This window comes from Amycolatopsis sp. VS8301801F10 (assembly GCF_046195355.1).
Lineage (GTDB): Bacteria > Actinomycetota > Actinomycetes > Mycobacteriales > Pseudonocardiaceae > Amycolatopsis.
In genome coordinates, this window is record NZ_CP176065.1 from 7495836 (window position 1) to 7516890 (window position 21055).

General features: G+C 69.8%; 21 protein-coding genes. 13 read left to right on the top strand and 8 right to left on the bottom strand.

Going from position 1 to position 21055, the window contains the following annotated elements:
- Position 1 precedes the first annotated feature (1 nt).
- Together F9C11_RS34355 and F9C11_RS34360 are read left to right on the top strand one after the other, a co-directional pair.
- On the top strand, positions 2 to 442 hold the full coding sequence (locus tag F9C11_RS34355) for an acyl-CoA thioesterase (protein ID WP_409181518.1): 441 nt from the start codon (positions 2 to 4) through the stop codon (positions 440 to 442).
- Positions 436 to 957, top strand: coding sequence for a flavin reductase family protein (locus F9C11_RS34360; RefSeq protein ID WP_409181519.1), 522 nt, complete (start codon positions 436 to 438; stop codon positions 955 to 957). The genes F9C11_RS34355 and F9C11_RS34360 overlap by 7 nt, the downstream gene beginning before the upstream one ends.
- A gap of 8 nt (positions 958 to 965) precedes the next feature.
- On the opposite strand, the gene F9C11_RS34365 is transcribed toward F9C11_RS34360, so the two are convergent.
- Positions 966 to 1517 (bottom strand): D-alanyl-D-alanine carboxypeptidase, encoded by a 552-nt coding sequence (locus F9C11_RS34365; protein ID WP_409181520.1) that lies wholly within the window; start codon positions 1515 to 1517, stop codon positions 966 to 968.
- Between the two features lie 198 nt (positions 1518 to 1715).
- Between F9C11_RS34365 and F9C11_RS34370 the strand changes: the two genes are divergently transcribed.
- Genes F9C11_RS34370 through F9C11_RS34380 form a run of 3 tightly spaced genes read left to right on the top strand, consistent with a single transcriptional unit; the run spans position 1716 to position 4266 of the window.
- Positions 1716 to 2408 (top strand): response regulator, encoded by a 693-nt coding sequence (locus tag F9C11_RS34370; RefSeq protein WP_409181521.1) that lies wholly within the window; start codon positions 1716 to 1718, stop codon positions 2406 to 2408.
- Positions 2405 to 3811 carry an ATP-binding protein gene (locus F9C11_RS34375; RefSeq protein ID WP_409181522.1) on the top strand — a complete coding sequence of 469 codons (1407 nt, stop codon included), beginning with the start codon at positions 2405 to 2407 and terminating at the stop codon, positions 3809 to 3811. The genes F9C11_RS34370 and F9C11_RS34375 overlap by 4 nt, the downstream gene beginning before the upstream one ends.
- Entirely contained in the window at positions 3808 to 4266 is a 459-nt protein-coding gene (locus tag F9C11_RS34380; RefSeq protein WP_409181523.1) for a hypothetical protein, read from the top strand. Before F9C11_RS34375 ends, F9C11_RS34380 begins: the two co-directional genes overlap by 4 nt.
- A 1-nt stretch (position 4267) precedes the next feature.
- On the opposite strand, the gene F9C11_RS34385 is transcribed toward F9C11_RS34380, so the two are convergent.
- Positions 4268 to 5437: an MFS transporter gene (locus F9C11_RS34385; RefSeq protein ID WP_409181525.1), complete on the bottom strand. Its 1170-nt coding sequence runs from the start codon at positions 5435 to 5437 to the stop codon at positions 4268 to 4270.
- A gap of 101 nt (positions 5438 to 5538) precedes the next feature.
- On the opposite strand from F9C11_RS34385, the gene F9C11_RS34390 reads away from it, so the two are divergent.
- Positions 5539 to 6174 (top strand): TetR/AcrR family transcriptional regulator, encoded by a 636-nt coding sequence (locus tag F9C11_RS34390; protein WP_409181526.1) that lies wholly within the window; start codon positions 5539 to 5541, stop codon positions 6172 to 6174.
- A gap of 257 nt (positions 6175 to 6431) precedes the next feature.
- Here F9C11_RS34390 and F9C11_RS34395 read toward each other — a convergent pair whose 3' ends face one another.
- From F9C11_RS34395 to F9C11_RS34420, 6 genes are all read right to left on the bottom strand, one after another.
- A complete protein-coding gene (locus tag F9C11_RS34395) occupies positions 6432 to 7526 on the bottom strand; it encodes a Gfo/Idh/MocA family protein (RefSeq protein ID WP_409181527.1) in 1095 nt (364 codons plus the stop codon).
- Positions 7523 to 8254 carry a sugar phosphate isomerase/epimerase family protein gene (locus F9C11_RS34400; RefSeq protein ID WP_409181528.1) on the bottom strand — a complete coding sequence of 244 codons (732 nt, stop codon included), beginning with the start codon at positions 8252 to 8254 and terminating at the stop codon, positions 7523 to 7525. Before F9C11_RS34400 ends, F9C11_RS34395 begins: the two co-directional genes overlap by 4 nt.
- 93 nt (positions 8255 to 8347) lie before the next feature.
- Positions 8348 to 8887: a GNAT family N-acetyltransferase gene (locus F9C11_RS34405; RefSeq protein ID WP_409181529.1), complete on the bottom strand. Its 540-nt coding sequence runs from the start codon at positions 8885 to 8887 to the stop codon at positions 8348 to 8350.
- Between the two features lie 19 nt (positions 8888 to 8906).
- A complete protein-coding gene (locus F9C11_RS34410) occupies positions 8907 to 9044 on the bottom strand; it encodes a hypothetical protein (RefSeq protein WP_409181530.1) in 138 nt (45 codons plus the stop codon).
- On the bottom strand, positions 9045 to 9188 hold the full coding sequence (locus F9C11_RS34415; protein ID WP_409181531.1) for a hypothetical protein: 144 nt from the start codon (positions 9186 to 9188) through the stop codon (positions 9045 to 9047). It abuts the gene before it with no gap.
- Between the two features lie 288 nt (positions 9189 to 9476).
- Positions 9477 to 10208 carry a FadR/GntR family transcriptional regulator gene (locus F9C11_RS34420; RefSeq protein WP_409181532.1) on the bottom strand — a complete coding sequence of 244 codons (732 nt, stop codon included), beginning with the start codon at positions 10206 to 10208 and terminating at the stop codon, positions 9477 to 9479.
- Positions 10209 to 10422: 214 nt separating this feature from the next.
- Between F9C11_RS34420 and F9C11_RS34425 the strand changes: the two genes are divergently transcribed.
- The 7 genes from F9C11_RS34425 to F9C11_RS34455 all read left to right on the top strand — a co-directional run bounded on the left by F9C11_RS34425 (position 10423) and on the right by F9C11_RS34455 (position 21042).
- Positions 10423 to 12030 (top strand): ABC transporter substrate-binding protein, encoded by a 1608-nt coding sequence (locus F9C11_RS34425; RefSeq protein ID WP_409181533.1) that lies wholly within the window; start codon positions 10423 to 10425, stop codon positions 12028 to 12030.
- A gap of 15 nt (positions 12031 to 12045) precedes the next feature.
- Positions 12046 to 13005 carry an ABC transporter permease gene (locus F9C11_RS34430; RefSeq protein WP_409181534.1) on the top strand — a complete coding sequence of 320 codons (960 nt, stop codon included), beginning with the start codon at positions 12046 to 12048 and terminating at the stop codon, positions 13003 to 13005.
- A gap of 361 nt (positions 13006 to 13366) precedes the next feature.
- Positions 13367 to 15328: a dipeptide/oligopeptide/nickel ABC transporter permease/ATP-binding protein gene (locus F9C11_RS34435; protein ID WP_409181535.1), complete on the top strand. Its 1962-nt coding sequence runs from the start codon at positions 13367 to 13369 to the stop codon at positions 15326 to 15328.
- Entirely contained in the window at positions 15325 to 16284 is a 960-nt protein-coding gene (locus F9C11_RS34440; protein WP_409181536.1) for an oligopeptide/dipeptide ABC transporter ATP-binding protein, read from the top strand. Before F9C11_RS34435 ends, F9C11_RS34440 begins: the two co-directional genes overlap by 4 nt.
- On the top strand, positions 16281 to 17210 hold the full coding sequence (locus tag F9C11_RS34445; protein ID WP_409181537.1) for a dihydrodipicolinate synthase family protein: 930 nt from the start codon (positions 16281 to 16283) through the stop codon (positions 17208 to 17210). Before F9C11_RS34440 ends, F9C11_RS34445 begins: the two co-directional genes overlap by 4 nt.
- Positions 17210 to 19216: a beta-galactosidase gene (locus F9C11_RS34450; protein ID WP_409181538.1), complete on the top strand. Its 2007-nt coding sequence runs from the start codon at positions 17210 to 17212 to the stop codon at positions 19214 to 19216. Before F9C11_RS34445 ends, F9C11_RS34450 begins: the two co-directional genes overlap by 1 nt.
- Positions 19213 to 21042 (top strand): exo-alpha-sialidase, encoded by a 1830-nt coding sequence (locus F9C11_RS34455; protein WP_409181539.1) that lies wholly within the window; start codon positions 19213 to 19215, stop codon positions 21040 to 21042. The genes F9C11_RS34450 and F9C11_RS34455 overlap by 4 nt, the downstream gene beginning before the upstream one ends.
- Positions 21043 to 21055 lie beyond the last annotated feature (13 nt).

The window sequence follows — 21055 nt, forward strand, 5'->3', positions numbered from 1 at the left end:
GATGGCGGACTACTACGAACTGCGGCACGTGGTGGGATTCGAGGAGACGAACCTCGTCGGCAACGTCTACTACGTGAACTACCTCCGCTGGCAGGGCCGGTGCCGGGAAATGTTCCTCCACGAGCGGGCCCCGGAGGTGATCGACGACCTGCGCGCGGACCTGAAGCTGTTCACGCTCAAGGCGGAATGCGAGTTCTTCGCCGAGATCACCGCGCTCGACGAGCTTTCGGTCCGGATGCGGCTGCAGGAACTCACCCAGACCCAGGTCGAGTTCAGCTTCGACTACGTCGTGCTGCGCGGCGGGCAGGAGGAGCTGGTCGCCCGGGGACGCCAGCGCATCGCCTGCATGCGCGGCCCGAACACGGCCACCGTGCCCACCAGGGTGCCGGCGGCGCTGCGGGACGCGCTGGCTCCGTACTCGGGCGGGAGCGGCCAGTGCTGAACGAACGGAACGGCCGCGTCGTCGAGGCGGCCGGCTTCCGCAAGGCGATGGCCCGGTTCGCGACCGGCGTGACGGTGCTGACGACCGGCGGCGCCCGCGTGCACGGGATGACCGCCAACGCGATCGCCTCGGTGTCGCTGGACCCGCCGCTGCTGCTGTGCTGCGTCGCCCGGACCGCCGCGATGCACGAAGCGATCGCCGGGACCGGGTCGTTCGCGGTGTCCGTGCTCAGCGCCGGGCAGAGCGGGCTGGCGAGCTACTTCTCCGGCCGGGACCGTCCGCTCGGTCCCGGCCAGTTCGCCGGCGTCGACTGCGTCCCCGGGCCGCACACCGGCGCCCCGCTGCTGTCCGGCGCGCTGGCCTGGCTCGAATGCACGCTGGTCAGCCACTACGCCGGCGGGGACCATTCGATCTTCGTCGGCGAAGTGCGCTCCGCGACGCGCGGCGCCGGAGACGACGCCCTGCTGTTCTTCGACGGAACGCTCCGGCCCGCGACCCCCGCGGCGGCCGGATGACGGCTGCGCTAGCCGACCGCCCGCGCCAGCGAAGGCGCACGCAGCGCGTCCGGATCCGGCAGCCGCATCGGCACCGTGTCCGCGTGGTACTCGAAGTGCCACCACTCGTTGTCATACCGGCGATACAGCCGGTACTTCGCCCCGTGCCGCTCCAGCCACGCCGCGCCCTCGACCGGCCGCACGTCCAGCGCGGTGCCGCGGACGTGCGCCGATTCGTGCGGAGGCAGCACTCGCCGCCGGGCCGCGGCGACGGAGCCGGTGCGGTGCACCTCCTCGGCGAACAGCCGGTGCTGGTGGGCGGCGTCGCGGTGGCCGGAGGTGACTCCGATCAGCTGACGGTGCTTCCAGAACGCCTCGGTGCGCGCCGCGGCGAAGGCCGCGCGGGCCGGTTCGCTGAGGCCCGCGAGGTCCTCGGCCGGGTATCGCATCGCGAGCGCCCACTGGCAGGCCAGGTGCCGGCCGCGGCCGGGCGAACGCAGGAACGCCGCCGGGAGCAGCGCCATCGCCAGGAGGCGGGTGGCGGCCGCGAGGACCCGGGGCCGGCGAAGCGACTCGATCATGGGGTCCACTTTCGGGCCCCAGTGTGCGCGCACTGCGCACGGAGTTTGACAGCTCTGTAACAGTTCGCCGCGGCAGCGCTGTTACCGAACGATGACACCGCACGCACCGCGCGGGGATCCAGGCCGGGCACGCTGGGACCCGGTGTCCGCTGTGGACTGTCCGGGCGGCCGGACGGGCGGGCTGCGATAGTGGGAGACATGCCGAGGGTGCTGCTGATCGAAGACGACCAGGCCGTGCGGGACGGCCTGCGGCTGGCCCTGACGTACCAGGGCCACACGGTCGACGCGGTGGAGACCGGCGAGGAAGGCCTCGCCCGGCTCGCCGGGCACCCGGCCGACGTCGTCGTCCTCGACCTCATGCTGCCCGGGATGGACGGCTTCGAGGTGTGCCGCCGCATCCGCGCGGCCGGCGACCTGCCGATCATCATGCTCACCGCGCGCAACGACGACATCGACGTGGTGGCCGGGCTTGAGGCGGGAGCCGACGACTACGTGGTGAAACCCGCGCAGGCCCGGGTGCTGGAGGCGCGCATCCGCGCGGTGCTGCGCCGCACCGGCGGCGAGCCGCGCAATCCGAACGCGAAGCCGGGCCCGGAACGGCACGGCGACCTGACGATCGACCGCGAGGGTCTCGTGGTCAGCAAGCACGGCACGGTGATCGGGCTCGCGCCGACCGAACTGCGGCTGCTGCTGGAGCTGTCGTCGGCGCCTGGCCGCGTGCTCAGCCGCCAGCAGCTGCTCGAATCCGTGTGGGACCAGGGCTATCTCGGTGATTCGCGGCTCGTCGACGCGTGCGTGCAGCGGCTGCGCGCGAAGATCGAGGACGACCCGGCGAAACCGGTGTACGTCCAGACCCTGCGCGGGTTCGGCTATCGCTTCGGGCCGCTGTGACCGGCTGGCGGCTGCGCGGGCTGCGCACCCGGCTGCTGGTGGCGTTCGCGCTGCTGAGCGTGTTCACCGCGCTGGCCGTCGCCGGGATCGGCTACGTGCAGGCGCGGAACGGGATCCTGCAGCGCACCCAGGACAACGCCGCCGTCGAGATGACCACCCAGCTCAAGCAGCTGTACCCGCTCCCCCGGCAGCCGGTGTCCCCGAGCGCGCTGCAGTCGGCCGCCGACCGGCTGAACGGCCGGAAGACCTCCGCGCTGGTGACGAGCGGCGGACACAGCGCGGGCGACCTGCCCGCCGCAGTGATCACGCCGGAGCTGCGGGAGGTCGTGCGGTCCGGGCGGGTCGCGTGGCAGCGGGTGGACGTCGGCGGCGTGACGCAGCTGCTGCTGGGCTCGCAGTTGCTGATCTCGACCGGCGACCGGCGGAGTCCGGCGATCCCGTCCGGCATCGAGGTCTACGAACTGCGCAATCTCGACGCGGAAATCGACGCGGTGAACCGGCTCGCCCGGGACGCGTGGCTCGCCGGCGGGGCCGCGCTGGTGGTGGCGCTGATCCTCGCCGTGCTGGCCGCGGGCAGCGTGCTGCGGCCGGTCGGCGAACTGCAGCGGGCGGCCCGCAGGCTCGGCGCGGGCGACCTCGACGCCCGGATCGCCGTCCGCGGCAGCGACGAACTGGCCAGTGTCGCCGAGACGTTCAACTCGACCGCCGAATCGCTGCAACGGCACGTCGGCGAACTGCGCCGGATGGAAGCCGACGCGCGGCGGTTCGTCGCCGACGTGTCGCACGAACTGCGCACGCCGCTGGCCGCGATGACCGCGGTCACCGACATGCTCGACGCCGAGGCGAAGCGGCTGCCGGACGCGGCGGGCGAGGCGGTGCGGCTGGTCAGCCAGGAAACGCACAATCTGACGCGGCTGGTGAACGACCTGATCGAGGTCACCCGGTTCGACTCCGGCACCGCGTCGCTCGAGGTGGACGACGTCGACGTGGCCGAGGCGGTCCGGGCGACGCTGCGGGCGCGAGGCTTCGCGGTGGAGACCGAGCTGCCGGACGGGATCCGCGCGCGGATCGATCCGCGTCGGCTGGACGTGATCGTGGCCAATCTCGTGGGGAACGCGCTGCGGCACGGCGCGGAGCCGGTGACGGTGCGGCTGCGGGGCGACCAGGCGGGGATCACGCTCGCCGTCGAAGACTCCGGCCCCGGGCTGGACGAGGAGGTGCTTCCGCACGTGTTTTCCCGGTTCTACAAGGCGGACACCGCGCGCAGCCGGTCCGAAGGGAGCGGGCTCGGGCTCGCGATCGCCTGGGAGAACGCCCGGTTGCACCGCGGGGAGCTGGTCGCCGGGAACCGGCCCGAAGGCGGTGCGGTGTTCACGTTGTGGCTGCCTCGGGAGGTGCGATGAAGCGATTGCTGGCGATGCTCGCGGTCCTGGCGCTGGCGAGCGGCTGCGGGGTGCGGCCCAGCGGTGTGATCCCCGGGGAGAACGCGCCCAGCGGGCCGCCGAACGGGAACTTCGGGACCACCGCGACGGTGTATTTCGTGCTGAACGGCCGGGTCGTGCCGGTGGTGCGCAGCGGCGTCGGCGAAGTGGCCGCGGACCGGGTCCGGGCGCTGGAGCAAGGCCCGGACGAGGACGAACGGGCCGGCGGCTACACGACCGAGCTTCCGCCGTCGTTCGAGCCGATCGCCATCGGCGTGAGCGAGGCGGCGATCGGGGTGAACGTCCGGGAATTGTCGCCCAACGCGGTCGCGCAGCTCGTCTGCACGGTGATCGCGGCGGGCGGGGGCGGGGAGTCCGGGACGATCACGCTGTCCGGCGGCGGCCAGAAGCTGCGGCCCCGGGCGTGCGGGGGCTGACTCAGCCGCGGGGTTTCATCGCGGGCGCGAGCACCACCGCCACCACGCACAACGCCAGCGGCAGCAGGAACGCGACGTTCAGCGGCACCCAGTGCGCCAGCCCGCCGATGATCGCCGGACCGGCCAGCAGCCCGACGTATCCGACGCCGACCACCCGCGCCATCAACGCCCCCGACGCGCGTTTGTCGAGGTTGCCCGCCGCGGTGAACAACTGCGGGACGCCGCCGGCAAGCCCGAGCCCGAACACCGCCCAGCCGCACAACGACAGCGGCACCCACGGCGCGAGCGACGCGATCGCCAGCCCCAGCGCGGCCAGCCCGCTTCCGTAGCGCACCACGGCGACCGGCCCGGCCAGCGCGGCCACCCGGTCGGTCACGAACCGGCCGACGGTCATCGCCACCGCGAACGAACCGTAGGCCAGGGCGGCGGTGCTTTCGGACGTCCCGAGCCCGTCGCGGAGATACAGCGCGGCCCAGTCGTTCGCGACGCCTTCGGACAGCATCAGCGCGAAGGCCAGCAGACCCAGCAGCCACACCACGCGAGCTGGCGTACGCGTCGGTTCGGCTTTCTCCGCGGTTTTTTCCGCGGTCTGCTCCGAGGAGTCGAGCAAGTACCGGCGGACCACCAGCGAAACCACGATGCACAGGACGCCGGTGCCGCCGAGCGACACGAGCGTCGGCACGCCCGCCCCGAGCACCGCCGCGCCGACCACGGCCGCGATCGCGCCGCCGATCGACCACATCGCGTGGAAGGCCGCCATGATCGGCCGCGGATAAGCGCGTTCGACGACCACCGCGTGCGCGTTCATCGCGACGTCCAGCGATCCGTTGAAGAACCCGAACGCCGCGAGCGCCAGCCCGAGCGTCCACCAGTTCGCCGCGAGCCCCGGCAGCACCACCGCGCCCCCGACGAGCACCCCCGCGACGGACACGACCCGCGGATGCCCGAACCGGTCCGCGAGCGGCCCGGTGACCTGCATCCCGAGCAGCGCCGATCCGCCGAGCACGAGCAGCAGCGCCCCGAGCGCGGTGTGCGAAACGCCGGTCGCGCGTTCGATCACCGGGATGTGCACCACCCACATGCCGACCGCGAACCCGCACAGCGCGAACACGGTCCAGGTGGCGACGCGGGCCGCCCGGGGCAGCACCGGGGACGGGGAAAGCTCGGTCATCGGGCTCGGCTCCTCTTCGGGGGTCGGGTCCAGTCGGGAACACGGACGCGAACGGGGCTGGGGCATGATGGGCGGGTGGAAACCGACCTGGCCGCCGCCCCGTGAGCGAGGGCTACCTGAAGGGCAGAATCCGCCGCGACGACATCGTTTCGGCGGCCGCCGAGGTGTACGGCGAGGCCGGCTACCACGCGTCGTCGCTGCGGGAAATAGCCAAACGAGCAGGCATCACCCACGCCGGTCTCCTGTACCACTTCCCGACGAAGGAAGCACTGCTCGCCGCGGTACTGGAACGCCGCGACGCCGAGGACGCCGCGCGCGAACAACTGACCGCCGCCCCACCCGGCCTTGAAGTCCTGCGCCGCTTCCTCGCGCTGGCCGAACACAACGTCCGCCACCGGGGCATCGTCGAGGTGTACGCGCGCCTGGCCGCCGAGGCGATCTCGGAAGACCACCCCGCGCACGCCTACTTCGCCCGCCATTACCGCGAAGCCCGCGACAGCATCGCCCAGTCGTTCCGCGCGCTCGCCGAAACAGGCGAGCTGCGCCCCGGCATCGACCCGGACTTGGCGGCACTCACCTTCATCGCACTGATGGACGGCCTCCAGGTCCAGTGGCTCACCACCCCCACAGCAGTAGACGCAGTCGGTTCACTCCGTCTCTCTCTGCAAACTCTCCTGACCGTCCCGCTGTTCCCGAACGAGGCGAATCCCGGAGATCCAGCCCCAAACGGCCGCTGATCCCGCCTACCGCCCGCGAGGGGCCCCCGCCCCTGCTTCCCCTTACCGCCCTAAACAGGCACCGCTGCACCCAACGAGCGAGGCACCCAGCCCCTCCCCCGCACCCCGATACGAAGCCTCCCTGCGGTTCGGGGGTGCTTGTCAAGGCATCTTTCCCGCCTTGACAAGCACCCCCGAACCGTCAGCACAATTGAGCTTCGGGGTGCCCCACGCAACCCATCAATAGCAATGTCGCCCGCCAGGGCGACGAGCCGCCGTCACAACGTCCGCACAAACGGATCCCACTCAACAGGCAACAACTCCGCCACCTCCACCCGGCTGCCCACCTCCACCCCGCCCCCACCCTCCATAGCCTCCTCAACAGCCACCATCACGTCCAGAACATGCCAAGCCATCTCCCCCGAAGCCCTCTCGGCCACCCCCGCCCGAACCGACCGGGCAAGATCGAGCACCCCAGTCCCGCGAGAAGCCGAATGCCCCACCGCACCCCACTCCTCCGGCTCCGCGCCCCCGCCCAGATACACGACAGTAGAACCACCAAACCCATTGGGATCCGGCAAAACCGCGGTCCCCAACGGCCCGGAAACCTCAACCACCCCAGTCCGCCGCACCGCGGAATCAAACGACAGCAAAACCTGCGCACTCCCCCCGCGCACAAACTCGATCAAGGCACTCACCGTAGTAGGCACCGCAACCGAAAACTCAGTCCCAGCCCGAGGCCCAGCCCCGATCACCCGAGTCTTCCTCCCCCGCCCGCCAACCGCGGTAACCTTCCGCACGGACCCGAACACCTGAACCAATTGCGTCAAGTAATACGGCCCGATATCCAGCAACGGCCCGCCCCCAGCCTGAAACAAAAACTCCGGCGCCGGATGCCACCCCTCCGGCCCCGGCGTCTGAAAAAGTGCCAACGCGGTAAAAGGCACCCCGATCCGCCCACCCGCAAGCGCCCGAAACGCGGTCTGATGCCCAGCACCGAGCAGAGTGTCCGGCGCCCCAGCCACCCGCACCCCCTTTTCCCGCGCCCGGTCGAGAAGCTTCCGAACGGATTCCCGATCCACCCCGATCGGCTTCTCCGTCCAAACGTGCTTCCCCGCCTCCACCGCCGCGAGGCTGACCTCGGCATGCACCGCGGGCACAGTCAAATTCACGACGATCTCAACCTCTGGCAACGCGAGCAGCTCCGCTGCCGAACCGAACCAGGGAACGCCGTATCGCTCCGCCCGCGACCGAGCCCGGTCGAGATCGAGGTCGGCAACCCCCACCACCCGAAGATCCGGAAACGCGGTCAAATTCTCCAAATACGCGTCACTGATGAACCCGGCCCCGACAACCCCGACCCCGACAGTCACTCGCCCGCCCCGGCGAGATAAGCGAAACTCTCCGCGATTCCCCCGAAAACATCCGGATGCTGATCGAACTCCACCACCCGCAACGCCCCCGGAGCCGCCGCGAGCACTTCCCGGAGCGGCACCCTTCCCTGCCCCGCGGGCACCTGCCCGGTGGCATCGACGGCCAACGACCCGTCCTTCACATGAATCGCGCCCACCCGCTCCCCGAGCCGCCGCAGCAACGCGGCCGCGTCCTCCCCGCCCGCCGTGGCCCAGTAGACGTCGATCTCCAGCACGATCTCCGAAGAAAGCCGATCCGCGAAAACCTCCAACGCACTACGCCCGGAAATCCGCGATTCCAGCTCCCACCAATGGTTGTGATATCCCATCCGGACGCCATACCTCGCCGCCACCTTCGCCGCGGCATTGAGCGCTTCCGCAGTCGCGGCGATATCCGCTGAATTTCCCCACCGCTCAGCAGGAATCAACGGCTCGATCACGACGTCGATCCCCAATTCCCGGGCAGCGCCGAACACTGCCTCCTGATCCTTCCCCACCACCGCGGCATGCGCGGTAGGCGCACTCAACCCGTGCGCCGCCAGCCCCGCCCGGAGCGCCTCGACGTTCTCCACCACCCCGTACGGTTCGACCCGGCGGAACCCGATCGCGGCCAGCCGCCGCAACGTCTCGTCCGGATCGGCCGCGAACGCGTCGCGCACCGAGTACAGCTGCACCGAAGGTCCACTCATGCCAACTCCTAGCGGTAGAGGGCTTTCGCCAATTTCTACCACCTGGTCAGAATTGACACCAGGACAGAACCGGACGGAATTCCGCCGCCACGTTCAGCCGAGATCCTTGTGCCAGATGAGAAAATCGCACGGAGTGGCCAGCAGCGGAGCCAGCTCCGGATGCGGCCCGTCGATCGTCGAGGTCTCCACCACCCGATACCCCAGCCGGGTGTACCACCGCGCGAGGAACTCCTTGGCCGGATGCGTCCACTCGCGCGGCGCCAGCAGCTCCAGCTGCATCCGCGCACACCCCTGGCTCCGGCAGTGCTCCTCCGCGAACCGGACCAGCTCCCGCCCGATCCCCGCGCCGCGCACCTCCGGCGCGGCGGCGAGCAGCCCGAACTCCCCGAGATCCTCGGCCAGCCGCTGAATCCGGACCGACCCCGCCACGACCCCGTCGAGCCGGGCGACCGCGATCTCGCCCGCGCGGACCAGCCCGGCCATCTCCCCGGCATCGATCCGATCGGCCGAACCGGCCCACAATCCCGCCTCGGCCTTGGCGTAGACGGTGTTCACCAGCTCGGTCAGCTGGGATACCAACGCGGCGTCCTCAGCGGCGGACGGCGGCAGGAAGGCGATCTCCGTAGTCGTCACCTGTCCAGCCTAACCGCACTCAACTGACAGCCGAACCGGAAACCGCAGGCCGCGCCTCGCCGAAGCCGCCATACCGGCCCGCCTTCGCGCGCTTGCGCACCTCGTCGAAATGCCGGTGCACCGCGTGCGCCGCCGCGCCCGTCCAACCTAACCGCACTCAGCTGACGGCCGAGCCGGAAACCGCAGGCCGCGCCTCGCCGAAGCCGCCATACCGGCCCGCCTTCGCGCGCTTGCGCACCTCGTCGAAATGCCGGTGCACCGCGTGCGCCGCCGCCTCCGCACCCGCCCAACCTAACCACACTCAACTGACAGCCGAACCGGAAACCGCAGGCCGCGCCTCGCCGAAGCCGCCATACCGCCCCGCCGTCGCACGCCTGCGCACCTCGTCAAAATGCCGGCGCACCGCGTGCGCCGCCGCCGCCGCACCCGCCCAGCCTAACCGCACTCAACTGACAGCCGAACCGGAAACCGCAGGCCGCGCCTCGCCGAAGCCGCCATACCGCCCCGCCGTCGCACGCCTGCGCACCTCGTCAAAATGCCGGCGCACCGCGTGCGCCGCCGCCGCCGCACCCGCCCAGCCTAACCGCACTCAACTGACAGCCGAACCGGAAACCGCAGGCCGCGCCTCGCCGAAGCCGCCATACCGCCCCGCCTTCGCGCGCTTGCGCACCTCGTCGAAATGCCGGTGCACCGCGTGCGCCGCCGCCTCCGCGTCGCCGCTGACGAGCGCGTCCACGATCGCCTGGTGCCGTTTCGCGGTGGCCGGGGCGGACGACACCGGACCGCCCATTTCGCCTTCCGCGGCGCGGTAGACGTCCCAGAACAGGCCGGTCAGCTCGCGCGCGAGGTCGAATCCCGCCTCGGCGCAGATGAGGTCGTGGAACTCGCGGTCGGCCACCGCCGCGTCCGGTCCCTTGCGCCGCATCCGCGCCACGCACGCCTGCAGTTCCCCGATCAGCTCCGGCCGGTGGTCGCGCGCGACCCGGCTGGTCAGCTCCGTTTCGATCATCTCGCGGACCTCGAGCAGGTCGCGCAGCCGCCCGGCGTCGGTGCTGCCGCGGCTGCGCGTGCGGAAGAGCAGCCACGTCTGCAGCGCCTCCGACCCCGCCGAGCCGACGAACGTGCCGTAGCCGTGCCGGACCTCGACGATGCCGAGCGCCTGCAGCGCCTTGACCGCCTCCCGGATCGAATTCCGGCTGACCCCGAGGTCCTCGGCGAGGCTCAGTTCGGTCGGCATCGGCGCGCCGGTCGGCAGCTGCCGGTCGACGATCAGGTCGATGATCTGCTTGGTGATCTCTTCACTGCGTTGCGGGCGCGCCACACGTGTCTCCCGGATGTCTTTCTTGCACTGGCACGTCGCCATCGGAGGACATCCTACGTCATGATCGGCTTTCGCCGCTGCACCCGCGCGGGTGGGAACGCGCCTCTTGACCGGGCGCGGAACGGGACTTAGGGTTCCGGCAAGTCATAGGACGTCCCACGTCCTACTTCTCGATGCTTTCTGGGTGGAACACCGCATCAAGTCAGGAGACGCCATGTCCCGAACCGCCATGGGGACTTCGTTCAACCGGCGCGCACTGCTGCGCTACGCCGGCCTCGCCGGGGCTGCCGCAGCGGTTTCGTCGACGCTCGCCGCGTGCGGCGGTCCCGCGTCGACCAACAAGACCGGCGCCTCGTCCGGTTCCGTCACCGCGGTGATCGGATACGGCAACAACCAGACCTGGGACCCGCTGCAGACCGCGTCGGCGTTCGCGATGGCGGCCATCCTGCACAGCTACGAATCGCTCGTCGAGGGCGACCCGGTCACCCGGGAACCGTTCCCCGGCCTGGCCAAGGCGCTGCCGGCGGATCTCAAGAGCACCACGATGCGCTTCGAGCTGCGCGACGGCGCGAAGTGGCACGACGGACAGCCGGTGACCGCCGACGACGTCGTGTTCACCTACGCCCGCGTCCTCGACCCGAAAGAAAACGTCCTCATCCACAGCTTCTTCTCGCAGTGGCTGGAGTCGGTCGCCAAGGTCGACGCGAAGACCGTGGAGTTCAAGCTGAAGTTCGCGTTCCCGTACGCACTGCAGCGGATCCAGATCTGCAAGATCGTGCCCAAGCACGTGTTCGAGAACAACTGGAAGGCCGCCGCGGCGGGCAAGGTCGTCGGCTCCGGGCCGTACAAGATCACCGAACAGGCCCCGCTGTCGCACACCTCGTTCGAGAAGTTCGCCGACTACAACGGCCCCCGCCCGGCCGCGTACGACAAGATGCTGTGGAAATCCATTGTGGATTCCGCGCCGAGGGTGGCGGCGATCTCCGGGGCCAAGCCGGACGCGCAGATCGCGGAGAACATCCCGCCCGCCAACGCCGACCAGCTGCGCAAGGCGGGCCGCACGGTCGAATTCGCCGACGGCGGCAACAACCTGTTCCTGCTCTTCAACACCCAGCACTCGCCGTTCGCCGACAAACGCGTCCGGCAAGCCCTGCATTACGCGATCGACAAGAAGAAGATGATCGAAATCGGCTTGCGCGGCACCGGAACCGCGGGCACGTCGTTCATCAACCCGAAGCTGCCCGGTTCGCAGCCCGCGGCGCAGAGTTTCGAGCACAACCCGGAAAAGGCGAAGCAGCTGCTCGCCGAAGCGGGCGTCAGCGGACTGAAGATCTCACTGTCCACTACGAACACTTCGCTGGTGCTCGACTGCGTCAAGGTGATCAAGGAGGGCTGGGACGCGATCGGCGTCCAGACCACTTTGGACTCCCAGGACACCAAGGCGCTGTTCTCCAAACTGGACAACGGCGACGACTTCCAGGTCGTGGCCACCACGAACAACCCGCTGCAGTTCGGCAACGACCCGGATCTGCTCATCCGCTACTACTACGACAAGCAATCGGTGCTCATGACGCGGTACGCGCGCTGGAGCGGCCCGGACACCGACGCGTTGCTGGCGTTGCAGGACAAGGCCGCCGCCGAAACCGACGAGACCAAGCGCGGCGGGCTGTACCGGCAGCTGCTCGACCAGATCTCGGAACAGGCGGTGATCTACCCGATCGTCTTCACGCAGACGGGCACCGCCTGGGACCCGAAGGCGATCAGCGGCGTGCGTGCCCAGGGCTATCCGGGCATCTACCTCAACCAGGCCAAACCGGTCTGACGGGAGGGCCAGGAAGTGACAGTCGTCGTGCGGATGCTGGCCGGCCGCATCCTCGCCCTGATCCCGCTGCTGCTCGGCGTGATCCTGTTCGTGTTCATCGTGATGCGGTTCTCGCCGGTCGACCCGGCGATGGCCGCGTTCAACGGGGCCAACGCCACCGCCGACCAGCTCCAGCGGTTCCGCGAGCAGAACGGCCTGCTCGATCCGTTGCCGCTGCAGTACGTGCACTTCGTGTGGCATCTGCTGCAGGGCGATTTCGGCACGAGCGTGATCACCAAGGAGCCGGTGGGCCAGACCATCGCCACCGCGCTCCCGCTCACCGTGCAGCTGACCCTGCTCGGCCTGGCGCTGGCGCTCGTCGTCTCGGTCGTGCTCGGCGTGACCTCGGCGCTGTTCCGCGGCCGCTGGCCGGACCACCTCATCCGGTTCGTGACGCTCGCCGGCGTCGCCGCGCCCGCGTTCTGGATCGCGCTGCTGCTGGTGCAGTGGCTGGCGGTGGGCAAGGGCCTCTTCCCGACCAGCGGCTACGTCAGCCCGGCGGATTCGTTCTCCGGCTGGCTGAACTCGCTGACGCTGCCCGCGATCGCGCTGGCCGCACCGGTCGCCGCGCAGCTGACGCGGGTGATCCGCACGTCGATGGTCGAAGAACTCGACAAGGACTACGTACGCACCGCCCGCGGCGGCGGCCTCCCGCCGGTCGTGGTGGTCGGCCGCAACGTGCTGCGCAACGCACTGGTCAACCCGCTGACCGTGCTGGGCCTCCGGGTCGGCTACCTGCTCGGCGGCGCGGTGGTGATCGAGACGATGTTCGCGCTGCCCGGCATGGGCCAGAACATGATCCAGGCCGTGCAGGACGGCGACACCGCCAAGGTGCAGGGCTTCGTGATCACCATCGCGGCCGGGTTCGTGCTCGTGAACCTGATCGTCGACGTGCTCTACCTGCTGGCCAACCCCCGCCTGCGGAGCCGCTCGTGACACCCCGGCCCGGACCCTGCCGACCGCGAGCCGGGTCCGGCGGGTCCCCGACCTCCTCGCCCTCCCGAATCCTGCCGACCGCAGCGACGAACCGAATCCCGCAGGTCCCCGCCCTCCTCGCCCGCGCAACCGCTCGCCACACCCCCGCCCGAACCCTCCCGACCACAGCAGCGAACCGAATCCGCCAGGCCCCCGAACGCCCGAACTCCGGCAACCCCCTCGCCCGCGACGCCCCCGATCCCCCTAGCCGTGCCCTCCCACCCCGCCAGCCCTCGCCCGCGGAGCCGCTCGTGACGCACCCGGCCCTCCCCCGCCACCGACACCATCACCCCGCCGACCCCCGTCCCCGGAGCCGCTCGTGATGCGCCCGGTCCTCCGTCCGAACCTGACCGCCCGGCTGTCGCGGCCCGGCGTGCGGTTCCGGCGGCTTCCCCTGCCGTCGTGGATCGCGCTCGGCGTGCTGATCGTGCTCGGGCTCGTCGCGATCCTCGGCACCGCCGCGGCCACGCACAACCCGGACCTGCTCAGCACCGACACCGGCGGGCCCAGCGCGGCGCACTGGTTCGGCACCGACCAGTCCGGCCGCGACATCTTCTCCCGGCTCGTCGCGGGCACCCGCTGGTCGCTCGCGATCGGGCTCGGCGCGACGCTGCTCGCGCTGGTCGCCGGGGTCGTCGTCGGGGCGTTCGCGGCGACGTCCGGCCGCCGCGCCGACGGCCTGGTCATGCGGGTCCTCGACGTCCTGATGGCCTTCCCCGGCATCGCGCTCGCCGCAGTGCTGGTGGCGGTGTTCGGGCGCGGCATCCTCGTGCTGATCCTCGCCATCGGCTTCCTCAACATGGCCCCGGTGGCGCGGGTGGTGCGGGCGAACGTGCTCGCGCAGTACGGCGAGGACTACGTAGCGGCCGAGCGGGTGATCGGCGCGAAACGGCTGTTCATCCTCGCCCGGCACGTCGCGGTCAACTGCGCCGCGCCGATCTTGGTGTACTGCACGGTCACCGTCGCGGACGCGATCGTCTTCGAGGCTTCGCTGTCGTTCATCGGCGCGGGGATCCAGCCGCCCGATCCGTCGTGGGGTTCGGTGCTGTCGGACGGCAAGGACCTCGTGCTGACCGGCGGCTGGTGGGCGACCCTTTTCCCCGGTCTGCTGATCCTGGCCACCGTGCTGGCGTTGAACATCCTCTCCGAGGGAATCTCCGACGCCTGGGCCGCGCCGTCGGCCCGCACCGCGAAGGCGGCCGAAGCGGCGCAGCAGATCGAATTGGCTCCCGAGACCACCGCTCCGGTGCTGCCGCTGCGCGGTCTTCGCGAGGCCGGGCAACGGCTGGCCGCCAAGGCGCGGGATCTGTCCGGCCGGGAAACCGTGCTGGCGGTGGAAAATCTCGCGATCTCGTTCCCGGACCGGCACAACGGCGTGAACGTCGTCGACGGAGTGTCCTTTTCGGTCCGATCCGGCGAGGTGCTGGGCTTGATCGGCGAATCGGGCTGCGGGAAATCGCTGACCGCACTGTCGATCATGGGTCTGCAGCCGGACGCCGCGCGGCTCAGCGGCGAGATCCGGTTCGCCGGCGCCGACCTGCTGACCATGAAGCCGAGCGTCCGCCGCCGGCACCTCGGGCACGACCTGGCGATGGTGTACCAGGACGCGCTCAGCTCGCTGAACCCGGCGATGACCATCCGCGCGCAGCTCAAGCAGTTCACCCGGCGCGGCGGCACCCGCACGCCGGAGGAGCTGCTGGAACTGGTCAACCTCGACCCGGGCCGCACGCTGCGCGCGTACCCGCACGAGCTGTCCGGCGGACAACGCCAGCGCGTGCTGATCGCGATGGCGTTGTCTCGCAGCCCGAAGCTGATCGTCGCCGACGAACCGACGACGGCGCTCGACGTGACCGTGCAGGCGCAGATCATGGCGCTTTTGCTGCGGCTCCAGGAAGAACTCGGCTTCGCGTTGGTGCTGGTATCTCACGACCTCGCGTTGGTATCCGACATCGCCGACCGGGTGGTGGTGATGTACGGCGGACAGGTCGCCGAAACCGGCGCGACCGCGTCCGTCGTCGGCGCCCCGCAGCACCACTACACCCGTGGCCTGCTCAGCGCCGTCCTGTCGCTGGAAGAGAACGAAGCGACGCTCACCCAGATCAAGGGCGTCGTGCCCGCACCGGCGGACTTCCCACCCGGTTGCCGGTTCGCGAGCCGGTGTCCCGCCGCGCGCGGGCACTGCTTCGAGGTCGCGCCTGAACCAGCGGGCGAAGGGCATCTCGTGGCCTGCCACTACCCCGCGGAGAGCCCGGTCGCCGCCCTGGCGGAAGGAGCACAGGCATGAACCTCGTCGAAGTCGACGGCGTGCACGTGGTGCACAAGATCCGCGGTTCGAGCCTGTTCGGACACGACCGGGTATACGCGCTCACCGACGCCACTCTGGCCATCGCGAAGGGCGAAACCGTCGGCGTGGTCGGGGAATCCGGCTGCGGAAAGTCCACTTTGGCCAAAGTGCTGGTCGGGCTGCAGAAGCCCACTTCCGGCACGGTGCGCTACGCGGGTCAGCCATTGTCCGAGCTGCGGCCGGCCGAACTGGGCCGCACGGTCGGCATGATCTTCCAGGACCCGTCGACCGCGCTGAACCGGCGGCTGCCGGTCTCGAAAATCCTGCGCGACCCGCTCGACGTGCACCAGATCGGCACCGCCGCCGAACGCGCCGAACGGACCCGGGAGCTGATGCACCTAGTCGGGCTGCCGTCCAGTGTGGCGGACGCACTGCCGTCGCAGCTTTCCGGCGGGCAGCGGCAGCGCGTGGCGATCGCCCGCGCGCTCGCCTTGCGGCCGGCGCTGCTGGTGGCCGACGAGCCAACGTCCGCTTTGGACGTTTCGGTGCGCGCGCAGATCCTGAACCTGTTGCTGGAACTGCGCGAACAGCTCGAACTGGCGATGGTGTTCGTCTCGCACGACATCCAGACCGTGCGCCGGATGAGCGACCGCATCGTGACGATGTACCTCGGCCGGATCGTCGAACAAGCCCCGGCGAGCGAACTGCCGCACCACGCGCATCATCCGTACACGCGCGCATTGTTCTCGGCGACGCCGAGTTTGCTGCACCCGGTGGAACCGATTGTCCTCAGTGGACCCGTGCCGTCGGCGACCGCGCCGCCGCCCGGCTGCCCGTTCCACACCCGCTGCCCGAAAGCCACCGCCGAATGCTCGCTGGCCTTGCCGCCGCAGTCCGGGCCGGACGAGCACACCTATCGCTGCATCCACCCAGAAATCGGAGTGACTGCCTCATGACCGCGCCCGCGTTCGCCGGCATCATCCCGCCGCTTTGCACGCCGTTCCACGACGATTTCACCGTGGACACCGCGTCGCTGCGGCGGCACATCGAATTCCAGCTCGACGCCGGCGTGCACGGCATCTTCGTGCTCGGCTCGTCCAGCGAGGTCGCCTTCCTGCCCGACGACCAGCGCCGGATCACCGTCGAAACCGCGGTCGACCAGGTCGCCGGGCGGGTCCCGGTGCTCGCCGGCTGCATCGACATGACGACCCTGCGCGTCGCGGAGCACGTGAAGACCGCGGAGGCGGCCGGTGCGGACGCCATCGTGGTGACCGCGCCGTACTACACGCGCACGCACGTCGCGGAGATCGACCGGCATTTCCGGCTGCTGCACGAGCGGACGGCGCTGCCGATTTTCGCCTACGACATCCCGATCGCCGTGCACACGAAGCTCGACCGCGAACTGGTGCTGAACCTGGCCGCGGACGGGGTGCTGGCCGGGCTCAAGGATTCCAGCGGCGACGAGGCCGGGTTCCGGATGGTGCTGCAGCAGCGCCGCGAACGCGGGCTGGAGCGCTTCGCCGTGTTCACCGGCTCCGAACTGCTGGTGGACGCCGCGCTCGCGCAGGGCGCGGACGGCGCGGTTCCGGGACTCGGCAACGTCGACCCGGTCGGTTATGTGCTGATCTACGACCACTTCCGCGGCGGCAACCCGCAGGCCGCGCGGCGGGAACAAGAACGGCTGCTGACGCTGTTCAGCATCACCGACGTGGCCCCGCCGAGCCGGATGGGCCGCGGGTCGGCCGCGCTGGGCGCGTTCAAGGCGTCGATGAAAATGCGCGGATTCATCGACAACGCGGTGATGGCGCCGCCACAACTCCCCCTCAACGACGACGAATTGCTGCAGATCAAGGGAAAGCTGGCGGAAGCGGGTCTCCTCTGATGGATCGGCTGTACTACGGCGGGGATTACAACCCCGAGCATTGGTCGCCCGACGTATGGGCGGAAGACCTGAAACTGATGGCCGAGGCGTCGGTTTCGATGGTGACGGTCGGGATTTTCTCCTGGGCGCAGGTCGAACCACGTCCCGGGGAATTCGATTTCGGCTGGTTCGACACGGTGATGGACAACCTCGCTTCCGGTGGCGTACGAGCCTGTCTCGGCACCATGACGGCCTCGCCACCGCCGTGGCTTTCCCACCGATATCCGGAAATCCTGCCGGTACGCGCCGACGGCACCCGGCTGTCCGCTGGCGCGCGGCAGCAGTTCTGCCCGTCCAGCCCGGTGTTCCGCGAACACGCCGCACGCCTGGTGGAACAGGTCGCCACTCGGTACGCCGGACATCCGGCCCTGGAAATGTGGCATATCGGCAACGAATTCGGCTGCCACATCCGCGCCTGTTACTGCGACGTGTCCGCAGTGGACTTCCGGCGCTGGCTCGCCGAACGCTACGGCAGCGTCGAAGCGTTGAACGAAGCCTGGAGCACGACCTTCTGGTCGCAGCGGTACTCCGACTTCGCCGAGGTGCAGCCGCCGCGCGTCGCGCCGACCTTCCCGAATCCGGCACACCAGCTGGACTACCACCGGTTCTCCTCCGACGCGTCGCTCGGCTGCTACCTCAACGAGCGCGAGGTGCTGGCCCGGATCACCCCGGACGTCCCGGTGACCACGAACTTCGTCGGCCTGGTGCAGAAGTCGCTCGACTGGAACGAATGGGTGCCGCACGAGGACATCGTGAGCCTCGATTCCTACCCCGATCCGTACGATCCGCGCGGGCACCTGGAAGCCGCCTTCGCCTACGACCTCGTCCGGTCCATCAAGGACGGTCAGCCGTGGCTGCTGCTGGAGCAGGCGCCGAGCGCGGTGAACTGGCGCACCCGCAACAGCCCGAAGCCGCCGGGGACGATGCGGCTGGGCAGCTGGCAGGCCGTGGCGCGCGGCGCGGACGCGGTGTTGTTCTTCCAGTGGCGGCAAACTCCGGGCGGCGCCGAGAAGTTCCACTCCGCGATGGTGCCGCACGGCGGTCCGGACACCCGGATCTTCCGCGAGGTGCGCGACCTCGGCCGGGAACTGGCGTCGCTGCCGCAGCTGGCGGACAGCCGGGTCAAGTCCGACGTCGCGGTCCTGCACGACTGGGACAGCTGGTGGGCGCTGGAGCTGAACTCGCATCCGTCGGACGATCTCAGCCAGCTCGACGCGCACCTCGCGCATTACGCGCCGCTGTTCGACGCGAACGTCACCTGCGACGTCGTGCACCCGTCGCGCGACCTGTCCGGGTACCGGCTCGTCGTGGCGCCCAATCTGTACCTGATGGACAGTGCGGTCGCCGCCAATCTCCGCTCCTATGTGGAGGGTGGCGGACATCTCGTGGTGTCGTTCTTCTCCGGCATCGCCGACGAGAACGACCGCGTGTACACCGGCGGTTATCCAGCGCCCCTGCGGGACATTCTCGGCCTGCGCGTCGAGGAGTTCTGGCCGCTTCCGGGAGGCGGTTCCACGACCATCGACCTCGACGGCGCGCCGGTCAGCGCGACGATCTGGTCCGAATGGATCGAAGCCGAGGGCGCGGACGTCGTCGCCGCCTTCGCCGAGGGTCCGCTGGCCGGCCGCCCCGCGATCACCCGGCACGAGTTCGGCTCCGGGGTCGCATGGTACCTCGGCACCAGGCCGGACGCGGACGGCATGCGCACGCTCTTCCACCGCATCACCGCCGACGCCGGAGTTTCGCCGGTGCTGCCCGGATTGCCGGACGGGGTGCAGGCGGTCGTGCGGCACGGTTCCGACGATTATCTGTTCCTGCTCAACCACAACGCTGAAGCTGTCACTGTTTCCCTGCCTTCGCCCGGTACAGAGTTGCTCACCGATCCCGCCCAGCCATCGTCCGAAGTGGAATTGGCCGCGTACGGCGCGGCTGTCCTTTCCGGACAGTTCGGAACGGAGACCAGATGAGATCCGCCCTTCGCGTGGTGCTGGCGTTCGTGCTGCTGGCTTTCCTCGCCCCCGTCGGCTCGGCGCAGGCCGCGCCGCAATTCGACCAGAAAGCACTCTTCAACCCGCATCAGGAAACCGGCTACGCGTGTTTCCGCATCCCGGCGATCGTCCGCAGCACGCACGGCACGCTGCTGGCCTTCGCCGAGGGCCGCAAGGACAACTGCGGCGACACCGGCGACATCGACCTGGTGCTGAAGCGATCCGCCGACGGCGGCACCACCTGGTCGCCGCTGCAGGTGGTCAACCGCGGCGGTGGCGACACCCACGGCAACCCAGTGCCCATTGTGGACACCAAAACCGGCCGGATCGTCCTGATCACCACGTACAACAAGGGCCGCACCGACGACAAGGGCTGCGACGTGCCGTGCCCGCGCACGCCGCACTCGCAGTACAGCACCGACGACGGCCGCACCTGGTCCACGCCAGTCGACATCAGCGCGCAGGCGAAGCTGCCCGCGTGGGATTCCTGGTACGCCTCCGGTCCGGTGCACGGCATTCAGCTTCAGCACGGCAGGCACGCGGGCCGGCTCGTCTTCGGCGTGAACGCGGAACGCAGTGACGGCACCCATTCCGTCGAGAACTACGCCGGTCTGATCTACAGCGACGACGGCGGTTCTTCCTGGCACGTCGGCGCGGTCGACAACTACCTGCACCCGGTGGGCGGCACCTTCGCGCAAAAGCCCTCGGAAGTCAGCGTGGCGGAATTGCCGGACGGCACGATCTACGCCGGTGGCCGCGAACAAAGCGGAACCGACATCGGCAACCGCGACTACGCGTTGAGCCGGGACGGCGGCGAAACCTTTTCCCAGCGCTTCACCACGATTCCCGACCTCGTGACCCCGATGGTGCAAGGTTCGCTGCTGCGCCTCGACCGTCCGGGAGGCAAGCGGATCCTGTTCGCCTCGCCCGCCGACACCGACCGGCGGCGCTGGATGACCATCCGTTCGTCCTATGACGACGGTCGCACCTGGGAAAACGCCGACCAGGGAACGCGGATCACGACGGACTGGTCCGGCTACTCCGATCTGGTCCAGCTGAGCGGTCCGCAGGACAAGAACGCGAAGATCGGCCTGCTGTACGAGGGCGGCGCGGTGGACGCCCGCGACGAAATCCGCTTCGCCCGCTTCGACGAGAACTACCTTGGCTGGAAGCGTTCGCCGGGAGTGTCCACTCCGGACGTCGCAAGTGGACAGCCCGCGCGCATTCTTGGCGACGCCAGTTTGGTTCCCGGCAAGTACGGCAAGGCCGTCCAGCTGCAGAACGCCTTCGTGCGCGTCCCGTACTCGCCGACGCAGCTGGTCGGCTCCGGCGACTTCACCTTCTCCACCTGGGTCAACTACGGTGCTTCGAAGGATCCGCAAGCCCTGCTGTGGCTGGGCGGCATGGGCTCGACCGCGCCGCAGCTGTGGCTGCGCGCCGAACCCTCGTCGCATCGGCTGATCGCGATGATGACCACTGCGGCCGGAAGCACATCGGTCACCACACAGTCGGCCTACGACGACCAAAAATGGCACCACGTGGCGCTCCAGCGCTCGAACGGCCAGCTCCGCATCCTGGTCGACGGCACGGTAGCCGCGTCCGGTCCGGACTCCCCCGGTTCGGTCACCCAGACCGTCTCGTTCCAGCTGTGGCTGGGCGAACGCCTGGACGGCGCGCAGCACCTGTCCGGTTCGCTGGACGACACGCGCCTCTACCGCCGTGCACTGTCCACTGTGGAGCTGGATACGGTCCGCGCCGGAAAACCCGTCTCCGGAGCGGTCCTGCAGCTGCCCTTCGACCGGTAACGCATCGGCTGAA